This is a genomic window from Patulibacter brassicae, from assembly GCF_033949425.1.
GTDB lineage: Bacteria > Actinomycetota > Thermoleophilia > Solirubrobacterales > Solirubrobacteraceae > Patulibacter > Patulibacter brassicae.
Genome location: NZ_JAXAVX010000005.1, coordinates 174604 through 199000 on the forward strand (window position 1 = coordinate 174604; position 24397 = coordinate 199000).

Annotated in this window: 25 protein-coding genes; 19 read left to right on the top strand and 6 right to left on the bottom strand. The window is 77.1% G+C overall.

The annotated features are described in order from the left end of the window. The first annotated feature begins 59 nt into the window (after positions 1-59). From SK069_RS11905 to SK069_RS11940, 8 genes are all read left to right on the top strand, one after another. Complete coding sequence (locus SK069_RS11905) at positions 60-1157, top strand: polysaccharide deacetylase family protein (RefSeq protein ID WP_319954457.1); 1098 nt, start codon at positions 60-62, stop codon at positions 1155-1157. After that, positions 1154-1936 carry a lipoyl(octanoyl) transferase LipB gene (gene lipB, locus SK069_RS11910; protein WP_319954458.1) on the top strand — a complete coding sequence of 261 codons (783 nt, stop codon included), beginning with the start codon at positions 1154-1156 and terminating at the stop codon, positions 1934-1936. The genes SK069_RS11905 and lipB overlap by 4 nt, the downstream gene beginning before the upstream one ends. A gap of 142 nt (positions 1937-2078) precedes the next feature. Next, entirely contained in the window at positions 2079-2996 is a 918-nt protein-coding gene (gene lipA, locus SK069_RS11915; protein WP_319954567.1) for a lipoyl synthase, read from the top strand. Between the two features lie 91 nt (positions 2997-3087). After that, on the top strand, positions 3088-3639 hold the full coding sequence (locus tag SK069_RS11920) for a hypothetical protein (RefSeq protein WP_319954459.1): 552 nt from the start codon (positions 3088-3090) through the stop codon (positions 3637-3639). Positions 3640-3784: 145 nt separating this feature from the next. After that, positions 3785-4993 (top strand): acyl-CoA dehydrogenase family protein, encoded by a 1209-nt coding sequence (locus SK069_RS11925; RefSeq protein ID WP_319954460.1) that lies wholly within the window; start codon positions 3785-3787, stop codon positions 4991-4993. 1 nt (position 4994) lies between these two features. Then, positions 4995-6134, top strand: a complete 1140-nt coding sequence (locus tag SK069_RS11930) for an acyl-CoA dehydrogenase family protein (protein WP_319954461.1) — start codon at positions 4995-4997, stop codon at positions 6132-6134. 152 nt (positions 6135-6286) lie between these two features. Further along, positions 6287-7654, top strand: a complete 1368-nt coding sequence (locus SK069_RS11935; protein WP_319954462.1) for a S1C family serine protease — start codon at positions 6287-6289, stop codon at positions 7652-7654. Beyond that, the gene (locus SK069_RS11940) at positions 7654-8616 is read left to right on the top strand and encodes a VWA domain-containing protein (protein ID WP_319954463.1); all 963 of its coding nucleotides are present in this window, start codon (positions 7654-7656) and stop codon (positions 8614-8616) included. Before SK069_RS11935 ends, SK069_RS11940 begins: the two co-directional genes overlap by 1 nt. 57 nt (positions 8617-8673) lie before the next feature. Here the strand turns inward: SK069_RS11940 and SK069_RS11945 are convergent, their stop codons facing one another. Next, entirely contained in the window at positions 8674-9102 is a 429-nt protein-coding gene (locus tag SK069_RS11945; protein WP_319954464.1) for a TA system VapC family ribonuclease toxin, read from the bottom strand. Next, entirely contained in the window at positions 9099-9329 is a 231-nt protein-coding gene (locus SK069_RS11950; RefSeq protein WP_319954465.1) for a hypothetical protein, read from the bottom strand. The genes SK069_RS11945 and SK069_RS11950 overlap by 4 nt, the downstream gene beginning before the upstream one ends. Positions 9330-9416: 87 nt before the next feature. On the opposite strand from SK069_RS11950, the gene SK069_RS11955 reads away from it, so the two are divergent. From SK069_RS11955 to SK069_RS11990, 8 genes are all read left to right on the top strand, one after another. Further along, positions 9417-9710 carry a hypothetical protein gene (locus SK069_RS11955; protein ID WP_319954466.1) on the top strand — a complete coding sequence of 98 codons (294 nt, stop codon included), beginning with the start codon at positions 9417-9419 and terminating at the stop codon, positions 9708-9710. 1 nt (position 9711) lies between these two features. Beyond that, positions 9712-10365 carry a response regulator transcription factor gene (locus SK069_RS11960; RefSeq protein WP_319954467.1) on the top strand — a complete coding sequence of 218 codons (654 nt, stop codon included), beginning with the start codon at positions 9712-9714 and terminating at the stop codon, positions 10363-10365. Between the two features lie 3 nt (positions 10366-10368). After that, entirely contained in the window at positions 10369-11496 is a 1128-nt protein-coding gene (locus SK069_RS11965) for a sensor histidine kinase (RefSeq protein WP_319954468.1), read from the top strand. Continuing rightward, entirely contained in the window at positions 11493-12545 is a 1053-nt protein-coding gene (locus SK069_RS11970) for an AAA family ATPase (RefSeq protein ID WP_319954469.1), read from the top strand. The genes SK069_RS11965 and SK069_RS11970 overlap by 4 nt, the downstream gene beginning before the upstream one ends. A 24-nt stretch (positions 12546-12569) precedes the next feature. Continuing rightward, positions 12570-13481 carry a DUF58 domain-containing protein gene (locus SK069_RS11975; RefSeq protein WP_319954470.1) on the top strand — a complete coding sequence of 304 codons (912 nt, stop codon included), beginning with the start codon at positions 12570-12572 and terminating at the stop codon, positions 13479-13481. Then, positions 13478-14458 carry a VWA domain-containing protein gene (locus SK069_RS11980; RefSeq protein ID WP_319954471.1) on the top strand — a complete coding sequence of 327 codons (981 nt, stop codon included), beginning with the start codon at positions 13478-13480 and terminating at the stop codon, positions 14456-14458. The genes SK069_RS11975 and SK069_RS11980 overlap by 4 nt, the downstream gene beginning before the upstream one ends. A 212-nt stretch (positions 14459-14670) precedes the next feature. Further along, a complete protein-coding gene (locus tag SK069_RS11985; protein ID WP_319954472.1) occupies positions 14671-14916 on the top strand; it encodes a hypothetical protein in 246 nt (81 codons plus the stop codon). A 222-nt stretch (positions 14917-15138) separates the two neighbouring features. Next, positions 15139-15948 (top strand): class I SAM-dependent methyltransferase, encoded by an 810-nt coding sequence (locus SK069_RS11990; RefSeq protein ID WP_319954473.1) that lies wholly within the window; start codon positions 15139-15141, stop codon positions 15946-15948. A 72-nt stretch (positions 15949-16020) separates the two neighbouring features. On the opposite strand, the gene SK069_RS11995 is transcribed toward SK069_RS11990, so the two are convergent. Together SK069_RS11995 and SK069_RS12000 are read right to left on the bottom strand one after the other, a co-directional pair. After that, positions 16021-17415, bottom strand: coding sequence for a serine protease (locus SK069_RS11995; protein WP_319954474.1), 1395 nt, complete (start codon positions 17413-17415; stop codon positions 16021-16023). Positions 17416-17668: 253 nt separating this feature from the next. Further along, positions 17669-18148 (bottom strand): glutathione peroxidase, encoded by a 480-nt coding sequence (locus tag SK069_RS12000; protein ID WP_319954475.1) that lies wholly within the window; start codon positions 18146-18148, stop codon positions 17669-17671. A 201-nt stretch (positions 18149-18349) separates the two neighbouring features. Between SK069_RS12000 and SK069_RS12005 the strand changes: the two genes are divergently transcribed. Continuing rightward, complete coding sequence (locus SK069_RS12005; protein ID WP_319954476.1) at positions 18350-19720, top strand: SLC13 family permease; 1371 nt, start codon at positions 18350-18352, stop codon at positions 19718-19720. Positions 19721-20736: 1016 nt separating this feature from the next. Here SK069_RS12005 and SK069_RS12010 read toward each other — a convergent pair. Next, positions 20737-22311, bottom strand: coding sequence for an MFS transporter (locus tag SK069_RS12010; protein WP_319954477.1), 1575 nt, complete (start codon positions 22309-22311; stop codon positions 20737-20739). Between the two features lie 125 nt (positions 22312-22436). Between SK069_RS12010 and SK069_RS12015 the strand changes: the two genes are divergently transcribed. Continuing rightward, a complete protein-coding gene (locus SK069_RS12015; protein ID WP_319954478.1) occupies positions 22437-23078 on the top strand; it encodes a TetR/AcrR family transcriptional regulator in 642 nt (213 codons plus the stop codon). A 26-nt stretch (positions 23079-23104) separates the two neighbouring features. Here SK069_RS12015 and SK069_RS12020 read toward each other — a convergent pair whose 3' ends face one another. Further along, entirely contained in the window at positions 23105-23350 is a 246-nt protein-coding gene (locus tag SK069_RS12020) for a DUF6457 domain-containing protein (RefSeq protein WP_319954479.1), read from the bottom strand. Positions 23351-23487: 137 nt separating this feature from the next. Here SK069_RS12020 and SK069_RS12025 point away from each other — a divergent pair, with 137 nt between their 5' ends. Then, the gene (locus SK069_RS12025; protein ID WP_319954480.1) at positions 23488-24393 is read left to right on the top strand and encodes a hypothetical protein; all 906 of its coding nucleotides are present in this window, start codon (positions 23488-23490) and stop codon (positions 24391-24393) included. Positions 24394-24397: the final 4 nt, after the last annotated feature.

The following is a 24397-nucleotide window of genomic DNA, read 5'->3' on the forward strand; positions in this document are numbered from 1 at the left end:
CTCGCGGTCGATCGAGGGGTGCGCGGGGCGGAGGCCGACGTGGTCTACCGTGACCGTCCGTGGTGCCCGGAGACGACGACGACTGGGGCTGGGACGACGAGCCGCCGGAGGCGCCGACGCCGCGCGCGGCGCGGTCCGCCGACGCGAGCGCGGATGGCGCGCGTGGCGACGCCGATCCGCCCGCCGAGGACGCCCGTGCGCCGCGATCGTCGGAGGGCCGGGACGAGGACGCCGAGGACGAGCCCGCCGCCGCCCCACCGGCCGCGTCCCGCGTGCCGCCGCCGGGCCGTCACCGCGCCTCGCTCCTCGCGCTGCTCGCGGCGCTCCTCGTGCTGGGCACGGCGGTCGCGCTGCTCGTCGACGGGGGCGACGAGCGGCCCGCGCACCATGCCCCGGAGCGGTTCCTCGCGCGGCAGACCGCCGCGGCCGGGCGCGACGCCGCCGCGCATCTCGGCGAGCTCGCCGCGCTGCGCCGGTTCGCCCGGAACGGCCGTCCGATCTACTGCGGCGGCGCGCGCAAGCCGATGGTCGCCCTGACCCTCGACGACGGGCCGTGGCCGCTGTCGGGCCGCTTCATCGCGCTGCTCGCCCGCGAGCACGTGCCGGTCACGGTCTTCCGGATCGGCCGCAACGTCCCGGGCCGCGAGGAGTACGTGCGCGTCGAGCGCAACCTCGGCTGGGCCTCCGGCTCGCACACCCAGACGCACCCGCAGCTCGCGCGGCTCAGCACCCGCGACCAGGAGGACGAGATCCTCGCCGGCCAGCGCGCCAGCACCCGCGCGCTCGGACGGCCCCCGATGCTCTTCCGCCCGCCGTACGAGTCCCACGACGGCCGGACCGACCGGATCCTCCGGCGCCACGGCCTCGTCCAGGTGCTGTGGAACGTCGACACGCAGGACGCCCTCGGCGTGTCGGCGTCGACGATCGCGGAGCGCGCGATCAAGGGCCTGCACCCCGGGTCGATCATCCTCATGCACGAGGTGCAGGAGAACACCCTGAAGGCCCTGCCGCGGATCATCCGCGCCATGCGCCAGCGGGGCCTCGAGCCCGTCACCGTGCCGCGGATGCTGGCGGAGGACCCGCCGACGGCCGAGCAGCTGCGCAAGGGCTTCGACGGCTGCCCCGTCGACCTGACGCCGGGCAAGGCGGCGTCGTGAGCGCGTCCGCGATCGAGGTCGCGGACCTCGGCGTCGTCCCCTACGGCGACGCGCTGGAGCTCCAGTCCCGCCTGCGGGAGCTGCGCCTCGCGGGCGAGACCGGCGACCTCCTGCTGCTGCTCCAGCACCCGCCGGTCTACACGCGCGGCCGCCGCAGCGACCCGAGCGAGCTGCCGCTCGGCGAGGAGCGCTACCGCGAGCGGGGCATCGACGTCGTCGCCGTCCGGCGCGGCGGGCGCGTGACCTACCACGGGCCCGGGCAGCTCGTGGCGTACCCCGTGCTCGCGACGCGCGACGTCCCCGCGCTGGTGGCCGCGCTCGAGGCGGCGATGGTCGCGGTGGCGCGCGAGCACGGCGTCGACGCTCACGGCCGCAGCGACGAGGCGATCGAGCTGACGGGCGCGTGGACGGCCGACGGGCGCAAGCTCGGCGCGGTCGGCCTGCACGTCTCGCGCGGGGTGACGACGCACGGCCTGGCGCTGAACCTCGTGACGGACCTGCGGCCGTTCGGGTGGATCGTGCCCTGCGGCCTCACCGCGCCGGTGAGCTCGCTGGCGCGCGAGCGGGGCGCCCCGGACCTCGCCGACGACCCCGGCCTCGACCACGAGCCGCTCGTCCGCGCCGCGGGCGCGACCCTCGCGACGGCGCTCGGCGCGACGCTCGAGCGACCGCTGCGGTCCGTCCCCGCCGCGGAGGCGTGGCGCCGTGCCGGGCTGGAGCCGGTGCGGGTCCCGTCGGCGGTCCCCCGCTGGGCCGCGGGCGACGCGCCCGCGACCTGAGCGGCGGAGGCGACGCACGGGAGCGGGCGTGCGCGAGCGCTACGCTCCGTGAGCCGTGGCCGACGACGCCAGCCAGACCGCCCTCCCCGTCCGTCAGACCCGCTCGCGCGCCAACCCGGGCGGCGCCGACGTCCAGCGGGTCATGGGCACCTCGACGATCCCGTTCCGGACGCGCAAGCCGGAGTGGTTCAAGGTCCCCGCCCCGGGCGGCGAGACGTACCGCGCGCTGCGCAACCGGATGGAGGACGAGAACCTCCACACGGTCTGCCAGGAGGCCGCCTGCCCGAACATCGGCGACTGCTGGGAGCGCGGTACCGCGACGTTCATGATCCTCGGCGACACGTGCACCCGCCGCTGCGGGTTCTGCCACGTCATGACGGGCACGCCGACGTGGAACGATCCGCTCGAGCCGGCGCGCGTGGCGCGCTCGATCGCCCGGATGGGCCTGCGTCACGCCGTGATCACGTCCGTCGACCGCGACGACCTGCCCGACTACGGCTCGCGGATCTGGGCGGCGACGATCAACCAGGTCCGGCGCCAGTCGCCGGACACGAAGGTCGAGACGCTGACCCCCGACTTCCGCGGCGAGGAGATGCCGCTGGCGACGGTCATCGACGCCGGCCCGGACGTCTTCAACCACAACGTCGAGGTCGTCCCGCGGCTCTACCCGCTGGCGCGGCGCGGCTCGACGTTCGTGCGCTCCTGCCGCGTGCTGCAGAACGCCAAGGCGATGGGCGGCGACGCCGTCACGACGAAGTCCGGCCTGATGGTGGGCCTCGGCGAGAGCTTCTCCGAGGTCGTCGAGACGATGAAGGCGCTCCGCGCCGTCGACGTGCAGATCCTCACCGTCGGCCAGTACCTGCGCCCGACGCGCGACCACCTGCCGGTCGTCCGCTACTGGCACCCCGACGAGTTCGACGAGCTCGCCCGGATCGGCATGGAGGAGCTCGGCTTCGACCACGTCGCGGCCGGGCCGCTCGTGCGCTCGAGCTACCACGCGGACGAGCACGTCGGCCAGGACCGGCCGGGCGTCGGCCCGCTCGCCGACGCCGCGGCCTGAGCGTCGGCGCGTCCCCGCCGCCGCGCCGACGGCGGCACGCGGCGAGCCGCGGGGACGCCCGAGCGCCGCGGGGGCGGTAGCGTCGCCCGCCGTGCTGCCGCTGAAGGACGCCATCGACCGGCCCCGTCACCCGCTCGCGTGGGTGCTCGCCGGCACGGTCCTCGCCGTCGGCGTCGTGCGGCCGATCGTCGCCCTGCTCGCGGCGCTCGTCGTGCTCGTGACCGCCGACGCGATCGCCCACCGCAGCCGGCCCGGCGTCGCGATCGCCGCCGCGATCGTCGGCGGGGCGCTCACCGTGCTCTTCGCCTACGACCTCGGCGACAGCACCCCGCCCCATGCGTGGAACCCGCTCGGGCCGCTGGCCGCGGTCGGGGCCGCAGCCGCGCTCGCCGGCGTCTCGGTGGGGATCGCTCCGACGTCGCGCGTGCTCACGCTGTCGCTCCTGCCCGGGGCCGGCGGGATGCTCGCGGTGCCGGCGGCGGTCTGGACCCTCGTCGGCATCGCCCTGATCGTCGTCGGTCAGGCGACGAACGCGATCCTGCCGCCGGGCACCGGCCTCACGACGCTCCTCACCCTCGCGGTCCTCGGCCTGGCGCTCGTCGTCGGGACGCCGCTGGGGTGGCGCGCGCGGCACCGGCACTGATCGCGCCGCGTGACCACGGCGGCGCGGACCGCGTCGATCGATCGGGTGATCGACGAGCGGCGGCCGACCCCCTATGCTCTTGACTGGCCGGTCAGCCAGCCAGCGCGCGGGCAGGCCGCTCCGACGACCGCGAAGGGGAGACGACGTGGACCTGAACGACGATCCGCAGCAGGCGGCCTACCGCCAGCAGGTGCGGGCCTGGCTGGACGAGCACGCGCACGAGGCGCCCGACCTGCAGGCGATCGCCGACGAGCACGAGCGCGTCGCCGCGCACACCGCCTGGCAGGGCCGGCTGGCCGAGGCCGGGCTCTGCGGCGTGACGTGGCCCGAGGAGTTCGGCGGCGCCGGGAAGGGCCCGCTCGAGCAGGTCATCGTCAGCCAGGAGCTCACCCGCGCCGGCGTGCCCGCCCACTTCGACGTCATCGGGGTCGGGATGATGGGCCCGGCGATCATCGCCCACGGCACCCCCGAGCAGAAGGCGGCCCACCTCGGCCCGCTCCTGCACGGCGACCAGGTCTTCTGCCAGCTCTTCAGCGAGCCGGCCGCCGGCTCCGACCTGGCCGGCATCACGACGAAGGCCGTCGAGCAGCCCGACGGCAGCTTCCGCATCACGGGGCAGAAGGTCTGGACGACCTACGCCCAGCACGCCCAGTACGGCGTGCTGCTGGCCCGCACCGACCCGGGCGTGCCGAAGCACAAGGGCCTGACGATGTTCATCGTCCCGATGGACGCCGAGGGCGTCACCGTCCGCGGCCTGCGCCAGATCTCGGGCGAGGCGGAGTTCAACGAGGTCTTCCTCGACGAGGTCCAGGTCGGCGCCGACGCCGTCCTCGGCTCGATCGGCGGCGGCTGGACCACCGCGCTCACCGTCCTCATGTTCGAGCGCCTGACGCTCTCCGGCGCGGTCAGCTCGTACCGCCCGGATCGCTTCGCCGCCGCCCTGGCCGCCGAGCCCGGCGCGCGCGAGGACGACGACGTCCGCCGGCGCCTCGGCGCGATCGGCGTCGAGCTGCTCGCGACCCGCTTCGCCGGCTTCCGCATGCAGAGCGAGCTCGCCGGCGGCCGTCTTCCGGGCCCGGAGTTCGGCCTCGGCAAGGTCACGGTCGTCGCCTCGGCGATCGCGGCCGCGGACCTCATCACCGACGTCATCGGCCCGGAGGCGCTCGAGGAGTCGAGCGAGTGGGCGTACATGACGTCGTTCCTGCCCGGTCTGAAGTCGGCCGGCGGCACCGAGGAGATCCTCCGCAACACGCTCGGCGAGCGGGTCCTGGGCCTGCCGCCCGAGCCGCGGCTGGACAAGGGGATCCCCTTCAACGAGATCGGCAAGAACGCGGCCCCGGTGGGAGGCAACTGACATGGACCTGTCGCTGACCGACGAGCAGGAGTACCTCCGCGAGGCCGCCGCCGGCGCGCTCGGGCGGGTCGACACCGTCGCCGCCGCCCGCGAGGCGCTCGAGGACGAGGGCAAGCGGCCGCAGCTGTGGCCGACCGTCGTCGAGCAGGGCTGGACCGGCCTGCTGACGAGCGAGGAGCGCGGGGGCGCGGGCCTCGGCCTGTACGACGCCGCGCTCATCGTCCAGGAGGGCGGCAAGCGCCTGGCCCCGCTCGGCCTCGCCACGGCGCTGCCGGCCGCGGCGATCCTCGACGCCGCCGGCGACGCGGACGCCGCGCTCGCCGCGGGTGGCGAGCAGCGCGTCGTCTGGCTGCCGGTCGCGCCGCCGACCGACCGCGACGCCCGCTGGACGAGCGACGCCCGCCGCGGCCTCGTGCGCCCGGCCGCGCCGTCGGCCGCGGTGAGCGGCGACGAGGTGACGCTCACCGGCGAGATCGCCTGGGCCCCCGACGCCGCGCAGGCCGACCGCCTGCTCGTCGTCGGCGTGACCGACGACGACGCGACGGCCCCGGTGGCCGCGATCGTCGACGCCTCGGCCGCCGGCGTGACCGTCGAGCCGGTCGTCCGCTACGACGCCACGCAGCCGCTGGCGCACGTCCGCCTGGACGGCGCGGTCGGCCGCCGGGTGGACGCCGACGCCGACGCCCTGGCCGCGGGCTTCCACGTCGCGCAGACCCTGCTGGCCGCCGACGCCGTCGGCGCGGTCGAGACGCTGCTGGAGATGGGCGTCGCCTACGCGAAGGAGCGCCAGACGTTCGGACGGCCGATCGGCTCCTACCAGGCGGTCAAGCACCACCTCGTCGAGGTGCTGCGCCTGCTGGAGAACGCGCGCTCGCTGCTCATCTACGCCGCTTGGGCGCACGAGCACGACCACGCCCAGCTCGCGCTCGCCGCCTCGGCCGCTCGCTCGGGCGCGGGGCACGCGCTGGAGGTCGCCAGCCGCGAGACGATCTCCGTCCACGGCGGCATCGGCGCCACCTGGGAGCACGACGCGCCGCTGTTCTTCCGGCGCGCGCAGCTCACGCGGCGCCTCCTCGGGGGCACCGACGGGGCGACCGACCGGGTCGCCGGCGAGCTCCTGAGCGGCGTCGCGACGGTCTGATCGCCGCTCGATCGTCGCCGCGCCGGGACCCGCTCCCGGCGCGGCGACGGTCCGCCCGCCCGACGCGGCGCGGTCCGCGAACGCCCGCCTTACCCTGGACTGACGCGGGGTGCGCCAAGCTGCGACGTGCCGCTCGCCCCGCGGCCTCCCCGATGCCCGATCGCCGCTCGCTCTGGAACGACAACGCCGACGAGGATCGGCGCTGGCTCGACGGCGAGCCGCCGTCGGCCGGCTCGCGAGGACCGCGCGGGGGCGAGGAGCCGACGGCCGTCGCCCCGCCGCGCCCGTCGCCGACGCCCTCCACCCCGCCGACCGCCCCGCACGACGCGCGCGCCGCGACCGCGCCGCACGAGCCGCGCCCGGAGCGCGCCCCGCGCCGACCGCTCGTCGCCGGGCCGCTGATCGCCGGCACCCGCGCGCTGCGGGCCGCGGTCGCGATCGCCGCGCTCGCGCTCGTCGTCGCCGGCATCACCGTCGGGATGCTCCTCGGCAGCAGCCGCACGGAGGACGTGACGCTCGTAAACCCGCCCAACGGCAACACGGCCGCGCCGCTGAAGGGCGCCTACGACGCAGCGCGCGACGGCGTCGTCCAGATCCGCACCAGCAGCGGCAGCGGCACCGGCTGGGTCTACGACGGCAACGGCACGATCGTCACGAACGCCCACGTCATCGACGGCTCGCGCGACGTGCGCGTGCGCTTCGACGACGACGGGCCGCTCATCCGCGCCCGCACGCTGGGCACCGACGTCTCCTCCGACCTCGCGGTCCTCAAGGTCGACCCGTCCGACGCCCCGAAGCTCACCGTCCTGAAGCTCGGCGACTCGTCGAAGGTCGAAGCGGGCGACCCGGTCCTGGCGATCGGCTTCCCGCTCGGCCTGGAGCGCACCGCGACGGCCGGCATCATCTCGGGCATCGGCCGCCAGATCCAGGCGCAGAACGGCTTCAGCATCGACCGCGTCATCCAGACCGACGCGCCGATCAACCCGGGCAACTCGGGCGGTCCGCTGCTCGACGTCCGCGGGCGCGTCATCGGCGTGAACTCGCAGATCGCGACCTCCGGCGCCGGCTCGAACGGGAACATCGGGATCGGCTTCGCGGTGCCGTCGGAGACCGTCGCGAACGTCGTGCCGACGCTCGCCGCCGGCCGCGAGGTGCGGCACGCCTGGCTCGGCATCTCGATGGCCGAGCTCCCCGGCGTGGACGGCGTCGCCCTCGGCTCGGTCGTCCCCGGGGGCCCGGCCGGCGACGCGGGCCTGCGGGCCTCCAGCGCGAGCGACCTCAACCGCGGGGAGCCCGGCGACGGCGACGTCATCACCCGCGTCGACGGGCAGCAGATCAACCGCGACCACCAGGTCTCCGCGATCGTCAACGGCAAGAAGCCGGGCGACACGATCGAGATCGAGGTCGAGCGCAACGGCGACCGCCGGACGGTCGAGGTCCGGCTCGGCGAGCGACCGGCCGCGGCGAGCGGCTCGTCGTCCGGGGGCGGCTCCGGGGGCGGCGGGAGCCTCATCCCGTGATGCCCCTCGCCTTCGGCTTCGGGCAGCCGCTGCTCCTGCTCCTGCTGCTGCTCCTGCCGATCGCGGCGTGGGGCTACTGGCAGGCCGAGCGGCGGCGCGGCAGTCGCCTGGCGAGCGCCGCGGTGCTGCCGTCGGTCGTGCCCCGGCCGTCCGGCTGGCGGCGCCACGTCGGCCCCGCCGCGTACGGCCTGGCGATCGCGGCGCTGCTCGTCGCGCTGGCCCGCCCCGAGCACCAGACGCGGGTGCCGGTCGAGCAGGCGAGCGTCCTGCTCGTCACGGACCGCTCCGGCTCGATGCGCGCCCGCGACGTCAGCCCGACCCGGATGGACGCGGCGAAGGCCGCCGCGACGCAGTTCCTCGACGAGGTCCCGGACCAGATCCGGGTCGGCGCGATCGCGTTCAACCACCGCGTGCGGCTCGTCTCGCCGCTGACCACCGACCGCGAGCGCGTCGCGCGCGCGATCGACCGGCTGACGGGCCGTGGCAGCACCGCGGAGGGCGACGCGCTCGCCGTCGCCGTGCGGACGCTGCGCCAGCAGTCGCTGGCCTTCGGCTCGCAGGTGCCCTCGGCGATCATCCTGCTCAGCGACGGGGAGTCGGTGAAGGGCCGCGATCCGGCCGCGGTCGCCCGGGCCGCCGGGCGCTACGAGATCCCGATCCACGCGATCGCGCTGGGCACCGACGACGGCGTGCTCGAGAGCCGCGCGTCCGACGGGTCCGTGAAGCGCGAGCGCGTTCCGCCGGACCGCAGGACGCTGCGCGAGATCGCCGACCGGTCCGGCGGCACGTACTCCGACGCGCCCTCGGCCGCCGCCCTGCGGCAGGTCTACGAGGAGCTCGGCAGCGCCGTGGCGACCGAGGAGCAGGACGAGGAGCTCGCTGTCTTCCCGGTCGGGATCGCGCTGCTGCTCGTGCTCGGCGGTGCCGGCGCGTCGCTGCTGCTCCTCGGCCGCGTCCTCTGAGGACCCGGGGTCCGGCTCCCCGACCCGTCGGCGCTGGACCCCAGCCGGGATCCACGTTCAGAGCACGACGAGGTGCTCGTCCGTGGCGCCGGGCACGGCCGACCGGGGGATCCGCCCGTCGAAGGTCACGAGACGCCCCCCGTGCCGCACGGCAAGGGCCAGCAGGTACAGATCGGTGACCTGCTTCGGCCCGTGCACGCGGGTCGCGTCGATCGCCGACCCGTCCCAGAGGGCGACGTCGCAGGGCCACCGCTCGTGGTGCGGCGTGCTCGTCGCGGCACGGAGCATCTCGATCGCCATCGACGGCGAGACGTCGGCGGGATATCGCGGCTGCGAGACGACTCGGACGAAGCCGTTCTCCGTCAGTGCGCAGGAGGCCCACCCCGCCGCGATCTCCTCGGCGACCCACCGCCGCGCGGCGACGTGCTGCGTATGCGACTCGTCGTGCAGGGCGATGAGGACGTTGACGTCGAGCAGGGCTCTCATTCGCCGGACTCGTCGAGCAGCTCGTCGACCAGCGTTGTCGTGACGACGGCGTCGCGCCGCGGGATCGTGTGGAACCCGAGGCTCGGCGGCGCGCCCTCGAGCGGACCGCCCGCCAGCGCGCGCCGCGCCAGCTCCGAGACCACGGCGCCGGCGCTACGGCGCTCCCGCCGGGCGCGTTCCTTGACGGCGAGGAGGACGTCGTCGTCGATGTCCAGCGTGGTGCGCACGCACGTGATGCTACGGCATCATGTCCCAGGAACCACTCGGCCGGGCTTTAGGGTCGCCTGAGCGTCGTGCGGTTCCCTGGATGTCCCATGCGCTCCGCCCGTGCCGCGCTCCCCCTCCTCCTCGCGGGCTCGGCCGGTGCGGCGCTGCTCGGCGTCGGGACGACCGGCCTCGCCGGGCTCGACGGCCCGCTGCGGACCGCCGCGGTGACCGCGCAGCAGCGCGCCGTCCAGGAGCAGCAGGTCGCGCAACGCGCCGAGCGCCGCCGGCCCGCCCAGGTCCAGGACGACGAGGCGCAGGACGACCGGGCGCCGCGCTGGCGCGCCGTCGACTGCGCGCACGACGAGCGCCGCAGCCGCCGCCTGCGCGCGGAGGAGCTCTGACGTGCGGGTCCTCGTCGCCGAGGACCACCCCCGCGTCGCCGACGCCCTCGCTCGCGGCCTGCGCCGCGACGGGTTCGCGGTCGACCTCGCGCCCGACGGCGACCAGGCGCTCTTCAAGGCGCGCGTGCACCCCTACGACGTCGTCGTGCTCGACCGCGACCTGCCGCGCCTCCACGGCGATGACGTCTGCCGGACGCTGAACGCCGAGCAGCCCGCGACGAAGATCCTCATGCTCACGGCCGCTGCCGCCCTCGAGGACCTCGTCGACGGCCTCGCGCTCGGGGCCGACGACTACGTGACGAAGCCGTTCCGCTACGCCGAGCTGCGCGCGCGGATCGACGCGCTGGGCCGGCGCACCGGCGACGTCCGCCCGACGGTCCTGCGCCGCGGCGACCTCGAGCTCGACCCGGCGCGCCACGTCGCCCGGCGTGCCGGCCGCGACCTCGACCTGTCGCCGAAGGAGTTCGGCGTCCTGCAGGTCCTGCTCGCCGCCGAGGGCGCGACGGTCACCGCCGAGCAGCTGCTCGAGCGGGTCTGGGACGAGAACGTCGACCCGTTCACGAACAGCGTCCGGATGGTCCTCGTCACCCTGCGGCGCAAGCTCGGCGAGCCCGCGCTGATCGAGACCGTACGTGGCGTCGGGTATCGCCTCTGACCGATGCCTCGCCGCGCCCGACGTCGCCTGCCGCTGCGCGCCCGCCTGACGGCGACGTCGACCGCCCTGTTCGCGATCGGCACCTCGGTGGTGCTCGCGGTCGCCTACGGGATCCTCGACCGGCACCTCGGGCGGACGCTGCCCAGCGACCTCGCGGCGCCGATCCTCTCCGACGCGGCGCTGCAGCTCGCGCTGACGCTCGTCGGGATCACCCTGCTCGCCGGGGCCGCCGGCTGGTGGGCCGCGGGCCGGGCGCTACGCCCGCTCAAGCGGGTGACCGCGACCGCGCGCCGCGTCAGCGACGAGCAGCTCGACGAGCGGCTCGCCCTCGACGGTCCCCGCGACGAGGTCCGCGAGCTCGCCGACACGTTCGACGCGATGCTCGACCGGCTCGCCGCCGGGATCGACCGGCAGCGGCGGTTCGTGGCGAACGCCGGCCACGAGCTGCGCACGCCGCTGACGGCCCTGCGGACCGACATCGAGGTGACCCTCGCCGATCCGGACGCCGACGTCGCGGCGCTGCGCCGGATGGGCGAGCAGGCGCTCGGCGACGTCGACGAGCTCGAGGGGCTGCTCGCGAGCCTGCTGGCGCTCGCCCGGGCGCAGCGGGCCCCGCTGCAGCGTCGGCCGGTGGCGCTCGACGGGCTCGTGCGCACGGCGCTCGCCGACCTGCCCGGCGACGCGCCGGCGGTCGAGCTCGAGGCCGCGCCCGCGCCGGTCGTCGGCGACCCGGCCCTGCTCGCGCGGGTCGTGGCGAACCTGCTGGACAACGCGTGCCGGTACAACCGCCCCGGCGGGTGGGTGCGCGTCGCCACCGAGCGGGCGGCGGGTCGCGGCCCGGGCGCCGGCACGGCGGTCCTGCGCGTCGCGAACACCGGCCCGCGCGTGGACCCGGACGACCTCGAGCGGCTGACCGCGCCGTTCGAGCGGCTCGGCCGTCACGGCGACGGGCGCAACCACGGCCTCGGGCTGTCGATCGTCGCGGCGGTCGTGCGGGCTCACGGCGGCGACCTGACGCTCGCGGCGCGCCCCGAGGGCGGGCTCGAGGTGACGGTCCGGCTGCCGGGCGACGACGCCGATGCGCCGTCTTACGCACAACTGACGGCCCAGGGCGTAGCGTCGTCGACGTGAGCACGACGCCGCCCGCCCCCGCCACGCCGATCGAGGACGCCGCGCGCGACCTCGAGGCCGTGCTGCACGAGGTCAAGCGGGTCGTCGTCGGCCAGGACGCGATGCTCGAGCGCGTGCTCGTCGCGCTGCTGGCCGGCGGGCACGTCCTGCTGGAGGGCGTGCCCGGCCTCGCGAAGACCCTGACGGTCAAGACGCTCGCGACGGTGCTCGGCGGCAGCTTCCGGCGCGTCCAGTTCACGCCGGACCTCGTGCCGGCCGACCTCGTCGGCACGCGGATCTGGCGCCCGGACACCGGGACGTTCGACATCCAGCTCGGCCCGGTCTTCGGCAACCTCCTGCTCGCCGACGAGATCAACCGCGCGCCCGCGAAGGTCCAGTCGGCGCTGCTGGAGGTCATGCAGGAGCGGCAGGTCACCCTCGGCGGCCAGACCCACCCACTGCCCTCGCCCTTCCTCGTCCTCGCGACGCAGAACCCGATCGAGTCCGAGGGCACGTACCCGCTGCCGGAGGCCCAGGTCGACCGCTTCCTCCTGAAGGTCCTCGTGGACTACCCGACGCTCGAGGACGAGGCGACGGTCGTCAGCCAGGCGGTCGCCGCCCCGGCCGCGGTGCGCCAGGTGCTCACCCCGGAGCGCCTGCTGCAGCACCGCGAGACGGTCCGCGCCGCGCACGCCGACGGCCAGGCGGTGCGGTTCGCCGTCCGCCTCGCCGACGCCACGCGCCACCCCGACCGCTACGGCCTCGGCCACCTGCGCGACGCGATCGAGGTCGGCGCCAGCCCCCGCGGCCCGATCGGGCTGATCCAGACCGCGCAGGCGCTCGCGGTCCTGCGCGGCCGCGACTACGTCACCCCGCGCGACGTGCGCTCGCTCGCGCTGGACGTCCTGCGCCACCGGCTCGTGCTCTCCTACGAGGCGCACGCCGACGGGATCACCGCCGACGACGTCCTCGCCCAGGTCCTCGACGCGGTCGACCCGACGAGCGGCGACGGGCAGGGGCGCCGGCTGGAGGCGCTCGGCGACGACCACGCCGTCGACGTCGCGGCCTGACCCGGGCCCCGGGCACCCGCACCCATGCGCGAGACGGAGCTCATCGACCCGCCGGGCCGGCAGGGCCCCGGCCCGGTCGACGGCGCCGCGGTCCACGCGCTCGAGCTGACGCTGGCGCGGCGGGCCAGCGGCGTGCTGCCGGGCGAGCACCAGGCGCCCGGCATGGGCCAGGGCACGGAGCTGAGCCAGCTGCGGCCCTACGTCGAGGGCGACGACGTGCGCCACCTCGACGCGTCCGCGAGCGCCCGGACCGGCGAGCCGCACGTGCGGCTGCACGTCCCCGAGCGCGCGCTGACGACCTGGGTCGTGCTCGACGTCTCCGCGTCGATGGCCTTCGGCACCCGCGACCGCCTGAAGTCCGACGTCGCCGAGGGCGTCGTGCGCGTCGTCTCTCGGCTGACGGTCCGTCGCGGCGGCCGGATCGCCCTGCTGCGCTGGGGCGGGCCCGCGGGCGCGACCTTCCTCCCGCCCGCCGGCGGGCGCCCGGCGCTCGGGGCCATCGACCGGGTGCTCGCCGAGGGCGTCGGCCCCGACCGGCGCCGCTCGCCCGAGGACCTCGCCGGGGCGCTGCGCCGCGTCCACCAGGTCGCGCGCAAGCCGGGGATGGTCGTCGTGGTCAGCGACCTGCGCGACCCGTCGGGCTGGGAGCGGCGCCTGGCGCTGCTGGGTCAGCGCCACCGGCTGCTCGTCGCCGAGGTCGTCGACCCGCTCGAGCAGCAGCTGCCCGACGCGGGCGTCGTCCTCATGGAGGACCCCGAGACGGGCGAGCAGCTCGAGGTCGACACCTCTTCCCCCGTGCTGCGCGAGCGCTTCGCCGAGGCCGAGGCGCGCCGCCGCGCCGCGATCCACGAGGCGCTGCGCCGGACCCGCGCGCGGCATCTCGTCGTGCAGACCGACGGCGACTGGCTGCGGGCGCTCGGACGGGGGCTGCGATGAGCCTCCACGCCCCGTGGTCGCTGCTGGCGCTGCTGCTCGTCCCGGTCCTGCTGCTCGCGATCCGGGCCGCGGCCCGGCGCCCGAACCGGCACGTCGTGCGGATGCCGGCGCTCGCGACGCTACGGACCGTCGTCCCGGCGACGCCGTCGCACCGCCGGTGGCTGCCGCTGGCGCTCCTGCTGCTCGCCGTGGCGCTGCTCGTCCTCGCGCTCGCCCGTCCCCAGCGGACCGTCGCCGTGCCGGAGAAGCGCACCTCGGTGATGCTCGTCAGCGACGCGTCGCGCTCGATGCTCGCCACGGACGTGCCGCCGACGCGGCTGGACGCGGCGCGCGCGGCGGCGATCCAGTTCCTGCGCACGGTGCCCCGCAGCGTCCGCGTCGGCGTCGTCGGCTACTCGACGACCCCGCACACGATCGTCGAGCCGACGACGAACCGCCAGGCCGCCCGCTCCGCGCTGGAGAGCCTGCAGGCCGACGGGGCCACCGCGACGGGCGATGCCCTCTCCGTCGCGCTCGACGCGCTGCAGGCCGAGGGCGACGCGCGCGGCAGCGACCGCTCGCCCGGCGCGATCCTCCTGCTCTCCGACGGCGCCGCCCAGGGCGGGGCCGACCCCGTCGAGGTCGCCGGCGTGGCGCGACAGCTGCGGATCCCGATCTACACCGTCGCGCTCGGCACGCCGAACGGCACGTACCAGGTGCCCGGCGGCGTCGGTCCCGGCGGGTGGAGCCAGGGTCCGCAGACGCGTGCGGCGACCCCCGACCCGGCGACGCTGCGGCGGATCGCGCGGATCTCCGGCGGGCAGGCGTTCACCGTCGACGACGCGTCGGAGCTGCGCCGGATCTACGAGCGCCTCGGTCAGCGCGTCGGCAGCGAGGAGGAGCAGCGCGAGCTGACCGCCGGCGTCGGCGGCGCCGCGCTCGTCGCGCTCGTCCTCGCGCTCGTGCTCGGCCTGCGCTGGCGGCCGCGCGCGGTCTGAGCGGCGCGGGCCCGCCCGGGGCGCTCGACGCGCCCCCGGACCGTCGCGCGGGCGGTGGCGCGCGCGCTCGACCCGCCGCGGGGCCGTCGCGCCGGGGGATCCGGGCCGCGAGATCCCGGCGTCGATGATCTAGGCTCGGTCGCGATGTCCCCCCTTCCGACGCCCGCTCCCCGCCGCGCGGCGCGGCCCGTCCGGCGCCCGGCCTGACCGCGATGTCCCTCCGCACGTACGTCGCCCGCCCGACGCGACGGATCTTCGTCGTCTCGTTCGCGATCGTCGTCGTGGCGATCGTCCTGACGGGACTCGTGCTGTCCCTCGCCGGAGTCGACGGCGGACTGCGCGACGTCCTCGCCGCAGCGATCGGCGCGTTCCTCGGCACGCCCCTGGCCGCGTGGGTCGTCGCGCGGCGCGACCCCACCGGCGACGCCAGCGAGGAGCGCGACGCCACCGGCGGCTGACGTCACGGCGACGGTTGTCGGAGCGTCGAGTCCCGGTGCGCGGCCGGGCGGCTCCCGCGGGCGCGGCCCGCCGGGCGGGTCCGTCCCGGTCCTCCCGGGGCCTCGGACCACGCCGGTGCGCCCGTCCCCGAGCGCTCGCTCCGCCGGTGCGCAGCGTCGCCGCCGGCGTCCGCGGGGGCACCGCGCCCTGTCTCGTCGCGCGCATCCAGGAGACTCCCGTCCGTGCCCTCCGCGAGCCCCCAGAGCGACGCCGTCGCCCCGCCGCCGCTGGACCGCCTCGCCCCGCTCCTGGCGCCGGGCGTCGTCGCCGTCGACCGCGATGGCCTCGTCGACACGACCGGCGCCGCGCGCGACCCCGCCCCCGGTCCGAGCGGGCCCTCGCCCGCGCGCAGCCTCGCGCAGCGCGCGATGCGCTGGCGGCTCCTGCCGCTGATCTACGAGCGGGCGTGGCGGCCGCTCGCGTTCACCGCCGCCGCCGGCGGACGGACGACCGCCGCCGAGCAGCGCCAGATCGACCGGCTGCTCGGGCTCGACGGCGACGGGCCGCCCCGGCGCGTGCTCGACGTCGCCTGCGGTCCGGGCAACACGACGCGGCGCCTGCTGCCCCGCCTCGGCGACGACGCGCTCGTCGTCGGGCTCGACGCCGCGCCGGCGATGCTGCGCACCGCGGTGACCGAGACGACCGACCCCCGCGCGGCCTACGTCCTCGGCGACGCCGGCGCGCTGCCGTTCGTCGACGGGGCCTTCGACGCGGTCACCTGCCTCGGGGCGCTCTACCTCGTCGAGGACGCCGAGCGGGTGCTCGAGGAGCTCGCGCGCGTCCTCGCCCCCGGCGGGCGGCTCGTCGTGCTGACGAGCTGCGTCCGCGGTCCCGGACCGCTGCCGGCGATCGAGCGGCTCGCCGCCGCGCCGAGCGGGCTGCGGGTCTTCGGGCGCGACGAGGTGACCACGCGCCTCGCCGCGCTCGGGCTGACCGACGTCGAGCAGCAGGTCTCCGGCGTCCTGCAGCTCGTCGGCGCCCGCCGGCGCTGAGCCGCGCGCCGGGCGGCGAGGCGTCCTGTCCAGGGGTGCGCCCGACCCCGCGGCGTCGTGCTCGGGTCCGCCTCAGCGCGACCGGCGCCGCAGGGTCGTGCGCGACGTGCCGCTGGAGACGTTGCCGGCGACGTCGTCGGCCCGAACGGCGAGGCGGTACGTCGCGCCGGTCAGCCGCGGCGTGCGGATCTGCCAGATCGCGCCGGCGCGGTGGTGGCCCCGGAGCGTCCGGGTGCGGGTCCGACGGCAGGTCGTGCGGCGCGCACCGCGGCCGCAGGCCGCCTGGGCCGTCCAGCGCAGCGTGCCGGTGACCGAGGCGATCCCCGAGCTCGGCAGCGGGTCGGACACGCGGACCCGAACGATGCAGCGCCGCGCGTCGCAGGAGCGGGAGCGGACGCGGGCCGTCGGGGCGATCGCGTCGTCGCCCGCGGCGCCGGCGTCGGTGGTCGCCTCGGACGCGACCGCGTCACCGGGGCCGGTCGGCGCGGCGCCGAGCTCGCGCCGGACGAACGCCGAGATCTGCGCGTGGGCGACGCGGGTGTAGAGGCCCGGGAACTGCGGCAGCGCGCAGCCGATGCCGTAGCTCACGACCCCGACGAGGACCGCCACGCCGTTCTGGGCGGCGGCGAGGGGCCCGCCGCTGTCGCCCTGGCAGGCGTCGACGGTCGGCCGCGCGTCGGTCGTCGCGCAGAGCATCGTGTCGGTGAGCGTCACCCCGGCGGCGGCGTAGCGCGCGGCGCAGAGGACGGGCGACAGCAGCTGGACGAGACCGGCGCGCAGCTCGCCCGGGTAGTCCTGCTTCGCCGAGCCGCCGACGGGCTGGGCGAGCACGCCGCCCCACCCGCTGACCTGGCTCGTCGTGCCGGCCGCGACGTCGCCGGAGGGCAGCGCGAGGGGCGCGACCTTCGCCCGGGTCGCCGGCGTGCCCGAGTAGAGGGCGCCGGTGAGCGTCAGGACCGCGATGTCGCCGCGCATCGTGCGCTTGTCGAAGTCGCTGCGGCCGTCGCCGTTCTCGTCGTAGAGCCGGATCGCGCTCACCGCCGAGCCGACGGCGTCGGAGGGCAGGACCGTGCTGCGGGGCATCGTGGCGATCCCGCCGAGGACGCGCACCGCGCTCGTGCTGATCGTGCCCGTCCGGTCGTCGTCGACGCAGTGCGCGGCGGTCACGACCGTCCGCGGCCCGATGATCGTGCCGCCGCAGAACTGGGTGTTGTACGGCGTGTTGAGGCTCGCGTCGGGGTAGCGCCGCGGGTTCCACAGGACGACCTGGTACGGAGCGCTCGCCGCCGAGATCGCCCCGCCGTTGACGACCCGCGCCGTCGCTCGGGCGTCGGCCGAGGCACCGTCCGGCAGCCCCGCGAGGAGCGACGCGACGATGGTCGCGAGGACGGCGAGGAGGAGCGCCCGCCGGCTTCCCCACGAGGGGGAGCGGCGGGAGGCGACGAACGACGGACCGGCGAGCTGCACGGCTGGCGGATCGGCCGCCTCACCGTGTGTCTGCCGTCCACCTCCGCCCCGATCCGCCGGGTGTCCAGGCGGTCACCCTGAACGTTCGTCCTCCGCCTCCGCCACCCGTCCAGCGGCTGGACGAAGGGTGTCCGCACGAGCTCCCGGGGCTCGCGCATCGACCCTCCGTCCAGCCCGGGCGGCGGGGATGTCCGGGCCCCGCGAGCCGCCCCGGAGCGTGCCCTGGAGCCGCCGGCGCGTCGCGCGCGCGGCCTCAGAGCAGGCGCTCGATGGCGCCGACGAGCTCGGGGTCGCTCGGCTCGGTCCGCGCGCCGAACCGCTGGACGAAGCGGCCGTCGCGGTCGAGGAGGTACTTCGTGAAGTTCCACTCCGGTGCCTCGGAGGCCTTCGTGAGCTCGGCGAAGAGCGGCGTCGCCTGCTCGCCGAGGACGGTGTGCTTCGCGAAGAGGGGGAACGTCACCCCGTAGTTGCGCTGGCAGAACGCGCCGATCTCCTCGTCGCTGCCGGGCTCCTGCTCGAGGAAGTCGTTCGCGGGGAAGCCGAGGACGACGAGGCCCGCGTCGCCGTGCTGCTCGTACAGCGCCTGCAGGCCCTCGTACTGCGGGGTCAGCCCGCACGCGCTGGCGGTGTTCACGACGAGGACGACCTTGCCGCGGTACTCGGCGAGGTCCTGCGGGGTGCCGTCCAGGCGCGGCAGCGTGCCGTCGAGGAGGACGGGGCTCTCGGTGCTCATGCCCGCGACGCTATCCCCTCCGACCGACCGGCCCGCGAGCGCGGGCGGGAGGCGGCGCGACGGGGAAGGCGGCGCGGACCGGACGGGATCGGCCCGGGCCCGAACGCGGCGCGCGCGAGCCGGAGACCGGGCATGCCGACGGAGACGGCGGGAGGACGACCGAGGACGGGACGGCGCCGGCGGAGGGGTACCGTCCCGTGCGTGCCGCTGGCCACGGGTGACCTCGCGCTCTCGATCGAGCGGGCCTGGCCGGCGTTCGTGCTCGTCGCGGCGCTGCTCCTGCTCGGCGCCGTCGCCGATCGCGGCGGCCTGTTCCGCTGGGCCGGCGCCGGGCTCGAGCGGCTGCCCGGACCGCCCGTCGTCCTGCTCCTGGCCGGGCTCCTGCTCGTCGCGGCGGTGACCGCGGTGCTGAATCTCGACACCGCGGTGGTCTTCGTGACCCCCGTGCTCGTCGTCGCGGCGCGCCGCCGCGGTCTCGATCCCCGGCCGGCCGCGATCGGCGCGCTCGTGATGGCCAACGGCGCGTCGCTCCTGCTGCCCGGGGCGAACCTCACGAACCTCGTCGTGCGCGAGGCGGGCGAGCTGGGTGGCTCGTGGCTCGGCACGTTCGGCGGCCCGGCGCTGGCCGCGACCGTCACGACCGCGCTCGTCCTGCTCCTGCTCGACGGTCGGGGACGCCCCGACCCGGTGCTCGCCGGGACGGGGCGGGACGCCGCGGCGGCCGGCCCGGCGGTGGGCCCGGGTCTCGGGACGGCCGTGGGCGTCACCGGCCCGGCGATGGGCCCCGCCGCAGGCCCCACGGAAGACCCCGCCGCAGGCCCCACGCGAGGCCCCGCCGCAGGCCCGACGGTGGGGCCGGCCGCGGACCCGGCGGTGGGGCCCGGCGCAGACCCGACGGCGAACCCCGCCGCAGACCCGACGGCGAACCCCGCCGCAGACCCGACGGCGAACCCCGCCGCAGACCCGACGGTGGGGCCGGCCGTGGGCCCCGCCGTGGAGCCGGCTCGCGAGGCGGTCGGAGGAGGCGTTCCCGCGCCCGACCTCGTCGCCGTGGTGGCGGTCCTGGCGGCGGCGGTGGGCATCGTGCTCGTGCGCCAGCCCGCACTGCCGGTCCTCGGGATCGCGCTCGTCGCCGCCGCGGCCGAGGCCCGCCGTGCGCGCGTCCCGGTGCGGACGTGGATCGACGCCGTCGGCCCCGGCGTGCTCGCCGGGCTCTTCGCCCTCGTCGTCGCGCTCGGGTGGCTCGCGCTCCGGTGGGACGGGCCGTCGTCCCTGCTCGACGGCGCGTCGCCGGCCGAGACCGCGGGCCTCGCCGCCCTCGCGACGGTGCTCGTGAACAACCTGCCGGCGACGGCGCTCCTCTCCGCCGTCCCGCCCGCGCATCCCGACGCGCTCCTCGTCGGCCTGAACCTCGGCCCGAACCTCTTCGTGACGGGCTCGCTCGCGGCGTGGCTCTGGTGGCAGACCTGCCGCCGCGAAGGGGTCGCGGTCCGCCTCGGCGCGGTCCTGCGGCGCTCCGTCCCCGCCGCGGTGGCCTCGATGGTCGTCGCCGTCCTCGTGCTCGGCGGCTGACCGGCACCGGGCGAGCGGGATCGTCGTCCGCGGTCCGCGGTCCGCGGTCGATCGTCGGCAGTCGATGCTCCGCAGTCGATGGTCGGCAGTCCGCCGTCGATGGTCCGCCGTCGGTGGTCGGCAGTCGGCGCGTCCGCGGCCGGCGGTCGGCGGCCGGCGGTCGGCGGCCGGCGGTCGGCGGTCGGCGGTCGGCGGTCGGCGGAGCGAACCTCCCCCGGGACCCTTCGTCCTCGGCGCGCAGAGGTCGTTCCCGCCGCGGCACGCTCACCACCTCCCCCGCGTCCGCCAGAACCGTCCGCGGAGGAGGTCGTCGTCGCCGGCGGCCGGTCGCCCGGCCCCGACACCGCCCTGCCTCGCACGCGGAGGACGTCCCCACGGCCGCACGCCCCCTACCTCCCCCGCGCCCCGCCAGCGCGGAGGAGCTTGGCGTCGCCGGCCGCCGGTCGCCGGCCGCCCGGCTCCAAAACCTCCCCGGGACGCCCCGCCTCGGCACGCGGAGGACATCCACGCCGCAGCACGCCCCCAACCTCCACCGCGCCCCACGAGCAGCCGCTGCGGAGGAGGCTGGCGTCGCCGGCCGCCGGTCGCCGGCCGCCCGGCTCCGGAACCTCCCCCGGACGCCCGGCCTCGGCACGCGGAGGACATCCACGCGGCAGCACGCCCCCAACCTCCCCGCGCCCCACGAGCAGCCGCTGCGGAGGAGGCTGGCGTCGCTGGTCGCCGGTCCCCGTCCCCGGCGTCCGGTCTCCCATCCGCGGCCCCCGCGGCCCCCGGTCTCCCATCCGCGGCCCCCGGTCTCCCGTCCGCGGCCTCCGGTCTCCGGTCTCCGGTCTCCGGTCTCCGGTCTCCGGCCGACGGCCGACGGCCGACGGACCCTCTCCCCGGACGTGCTCCCTCGGCGCTCGAGGGACGTTCCCCCCGCCGCAGGCTCTCGACCTGCCCGCGGCCCGCGCGGACCATGCGCGGAGGAGGTCCCGCGACCGCTGATCCGCCGCACGCGCGACGGGCCGCGTCCGTCAGGTCCCGGCCGGCCCCGCGGGCCGGCCCGCCTCGCCGCGGGGGTAGAAGACGAGGAAGAGCACGAGCGCGACGAGGAACGCCCCCGCCGCGACGACGGCACCGGTGCTCCAGCCGGCGCCGGCCGCGCCGACGAGGACCTCGTGGTGGCGCGTGCCGGCGTCTCCCGCCGCCGCGACGGCGCGCTCGCCGGCGCCCGGGGAGGTGAGCACGGCTTGCGCGAGCGGGTCGCTCGTCGTCTCGAGCCGGTCGCGGACGTGCGCGCGGTAGGCGGCGTTGAACGCGGTGCCCGAGATCGCGATGCCGAGCGTCGCGCCCAGCTCGCGTGCCAGGTCGTTGACGGCCGAGGCGACGCCCTGGCGCGCCGGCGGCAGGGGGGCGCTGATCGCGTCGGTCCCCGGACCGGCGGAGAGGCCGATGCACGCCCCGAACACGACCATGGCGACGAAGAACAGCGGATAGGAGTCGGTCTGGCCGGAGAGGGCGAAGCCGACGCAGCCGACGCAGCCGGCGGCGAGCGCCAGGGCGAGCGATCCACGGAAGCCGATCCGGCGCGCGATCCGGTTGCCGAGCAGCGCCAGTGGCAGCATCGTGATCGCCATCGGCGCGAGCCCGATCCCGGCGGTGAGGCTGCGGAAGCCCAGGACGTACGCCTCCCACTGGTAGGCGAGGAAGACCATCCCGAAGAGCCCGCCGAACATGAGCGTCATCGCGAGCACCGGCGCGGCGAACGCCGGGATCGCGAACAGCCGCACGTCGAGCAGCGGCGCCGGTGCGCGGAGCTCCCAGGCGACGAAGGCGAGCCCGAGCACGACCGCTCCGGCGAGCGGCACGAGCGTGTGCGGGTCGACCCAGCCCGCGACCGGCCCCTCGGTGAGCCCGACGACGAGCGCCGCGACCGCCGCCGCGGAGAGCAGCGCGCCCGGCACGTCGAGCGTCGTGTGCCGCGGATCGCGCGTCTCCGGCACGACGAGCAGCGCGAGCAGCAGGCACGCGACGGCGGCGACCGCCGCCGCGCCGAACGCCCACGGCCAGGTCCCGACCTCGAGCACCGCGCCGGTGAGCATCGCGCCCGACAGCCCGCCGACCGGGACCGCGGCCGCCCAGACGGAGATCGCCGTCGGGCGGCGCCGCGCGCTGACGACGCCGGTGACGGACGCGAGCGTGCTCGGGAATCCGATGCCCGAGCCGACGCCGGCCACCGCGAGGCTCACGAGCAGCATCGTCGGGTCGCGCGCCTGGCTCGCGCCGAGCAGCCCGAGCGCGAGCAGCGACAGGCCGGCCACGAGGAACCGCTTGCGACCGAACCGGTCGGCGAGGACGCCCGACGGCAGCAGCAGCGACGCGAGCGCCAGCGGGTAGCAGTCGGCCGCCCACTGGAGCTGGCGCTGCGTGGCGTCGAGGTCGCCGGCGATCTCGGGCACCGCCGCGAGGACGGTCGTGATCGCGAGGAACATCGTCGCGGCCGCGGCGCTGGCCACCGCGACGACGGCGCTGCTGCGTCGCGCGCCGTACCCGGACGTGGAGGGGCCGGCGCCGCGCTCCGGCGGGACGGTGACGATCGTCGAGGCCATGCGCTGAAAGAATATTCATACATGCAGTTCGGAATCAATCCACGGGCGGCCGTCGTCGGGTCCGGGCGGCGGGCGGAGGACCCGTGCGTCACCCGCCGCGACGACGGACTAGGGTCGGATGCCGCATGGCGAGCGAGCCCGACCAGCCCCGCCGACGGGGGCGCCGACCGACCGACCCGCAGGTCGTCGTCGACGCGCTGGCGCGCCTCCTCGAGGACCGGCCGCTGCAGGCGATCAGCGTCGAGGAGCTCCTCCAGGCAGCGGGCGTGGCGCGCTCGACCTTCTACACGCACTTCCCGACGAAGTTCGCCGTCGCCCGCTCGGCGCTCGACGACGCCCTGCGCGAGATCGACGAGCACGTGGCGGCGTTCGTGCGGCGCGACGCGCGCGAGGACCCGGTCGAGGCGCTGCGCCGCACCGCGCGCGAGAGCCTCGAGGTCTGGTTGCGCCATCGCGCGATCCTCGAGGCGGTGCTGACGAACGCCCCGCTGGACGAGGAGCTCGCCGTCGCGGCCGCCGAGATGCGGCGGCGCCTGGCGCAGCCGATGATCGACGAGCTCCGGCGTCGCCGCGAGGAGCGGCTGGGCCGGACGGCCATCGACCCGCAGCTGCTCGGCACCGCGCTCATGGAGTCGACCCTGCGCCTCGTCGTTCGGGCGGGCCGCGACCCCGAGCTGCCGGACGAGCAGACGCTGCCCGAGGTCATCACGACGATCTGGGGCGCCGCGCTGCTGCTCGAGCCCCAGCCCGGCGCCCAGCGCGGCTGAGCCGGCGACGACGCGCGCCAGCCGGCTCAGTCCTCGGCGCGCAGCCGGGGATCGTCCTCGACGAGCGCGAGCAGCTCGTCGACCGGCCGGCCGGTCCGGCCGGCGATCCAGCAGGCGATCGGGGCCGCCTGGCGCTGCGAGCGGTGGGCGGCGTGGCGCGCGAGGTCCAGCAGCGCGGCGAGCTCCTCGTTCGTCGGCGCCGGGCCACCGGAGGCCTCGGCGAACGCGGCCAGCCAGCCCTGGATCGTCGTCGTGTCGTCGGCGTCGCTCATGCCCCGATGCTCGCCGATCGCGCCCGCGGGGACCGGGCGGGTGCTCGTCCGGGGCGATCGGCGGGCGCCCGGGTCGGTCGCGAGCCGGTGCCGGATGCCGTGCGCGCACGGGTGGGCCGCCGTACGGTCGGCGGACGATGCCCGCCCGTCCCGGCCCCCTCCTCCGACGCCGGTGCACCGTCCTCGCGGCGATCGCGGCCACCGCGGCGACGCCGATGGCGGTGACGACCGCGCCCTGGGGCAGCGACGCCGCAGCCGCGAGCGCCCCGGCCCCGCGCACGACCGTCGCGGTCGACGGCGCGACGGTGGGGCCCCCGCGCGCGGCGCCCCGGGACGCGCGCACGGCGGCACCGACCGGCCCCACGACGGGACGGGGCGGCCGCACGGCGCTGCGAAGGGCACCCGGGACGCCGCCCGCGGGCGGGCGGCCGCGACACCGCGGCGCCCCGGCGCGGCGCGCCGTCGCTCGCCCGGCCGAGCGCTGCGCCCGGCGGGGCGCCCGGACGGTCGGCCGCGGCGTCGACGCCCGGCTCTTCACGCTCGACTGGGGCGGGGACGACCTGTACGGCCCGAACCGCAGCGTCTACGCCTGCCTGCTCGGTCGCGCCCCGCGGCTGCTGTGGTGGATGGAGAGCGGCGCGCAGCCGACGTTCGCGCCGGTGCGGTTCGCCGGGGGCATCGTCGGGTTCGGGCTGTCGGTGGCCGACGCGATGTGCCTGAAGGTCCTCGGGGCGCCCGAGTGCACCGAGCGGACGGTGGCCAGCTACGACCTGCGGACCGGTCGCCGCCGCCTCGAGGCGCGCGTGGCGCGCGACCCGGCGGCGCTCGCCGTCGGCGCCCGCGGCTGGCTCCTCTGGGCGACGCCCGCGGCCGGTGCCGCTCCCGGCGACGCGCTCGAGCTGTGGGGCCTGGCGCGCGACGACGACGGGCGGGCGATCCCCCGCCTGCTCGACCGCGGTACCGGCATCAGCGGCCTGCGCGTCTGGCAGGATCGCGCCGCCTGGACCCGCGACGGGGTCGTCCACGAGGCCTCGCTGCGCTGAGCCC

Coding starts and splice junctions, on each gene's coding strand:
- lipA (WP_319954567.1), top strand. CDS start 2,079: ATGGGCACCTCGACGATCCCGTTCCGGACGCGCAAGCCGGAGTGGTTC.
- SK069_RS11930 (WP_319954461.1), top strand. CDS start 4,995: ATGGACCTGTCGCTGACCGACGAGCAGGAGTACCTCCGCGAGGCCGCC.
- SK069_RS11935 (WP_319954462.1), top strand. CDS start 6,287: ATGCCCGATCGCCGCTCGCTCTGGAACGACAACGCCGACGAGGATCGG.
- SK069_RS11940 (WP_319954463.1), top strand. CDS start 7,654: ATGCCCCTCGCCTTCGGCTTCGGGCAGCCGCTGCTCCTGCTCCTGCTG.
- SK069_RS11945 (WP_319954464.1), bottom strand. CDS start 9,102: ATGAGAGCCCTGCTCGACGTCAACGTCCTCATCGCCCTGCACGACGAG.
- SK069_RS11955 (WP_319954466.1), top strand. CDS start 9,417: ATGCGCTCCGCCCGTGCCGCGCTCCCCCTCCTCCTCGCGGGCTCGGCC.
- SK069_RS11965 (WP_319954468.1), top strand. CDS start 10,369: ATGCCTCGCCGCGCCCGACGTCGCCTGCCGCTGCGCGCCCGCCTGACG.
- SK069_RS11975 (WP_319954470.1), top strand. CDS start 12,570: ATGCGCGAGACGGAGCTCATCGACCCGCCGGGCCGGCAGGGCCCCGGC.
- SK069_RS11980 (WP_319954471.1), top strand. CDS start 13,478: ATGAGCCTCCACGCCCCGTGGTCGCTGCTGGCGCTGCTGCTCGTCCCG.
- SK069_RS11985 (WP_319954472.1), top strand. CDS start 14,671: ATGTCCCTCCGCACGTACGTCGCCCGCCCGACGCGACGGATCTTCGTC.
- SK069_RS12000 (WP_319954475.1), bottom strand. CDS start 18,148: ATGAGCACCGAGAGCCCCGTCCTCCTCGACGGCACGCTGCCGCGCCTG.
- SK069_RS12010 (WP_319954477.1), bottom strand. CDS start 22,311: ATGGCCTCGACGATCGTCACCGTCCCGCCGGAGCGCGGCGCCGGCCCC.
- SK069_RS12015 (WP_319954478.1), top strand. CDS start 22,437: ATGGCGAGCGAGCCCGACCAGCCCCGCCGACGGGGGCGCCGACCGACC.
- SK069_RS12020 (WP_319954479.1), bottom strand. CDS start 23,350: ATGAGCGACGCCGACGACACGACGACGATCCAGGGCTGGCTGGCCGCG.
- SK069_RS12025 (WP_319954480.1), top strand. CDS start 23,488: ATGCCCGCCCGTCCCGGCCCCCTCCTCCGACGCCGGTGCACCGTCCTC.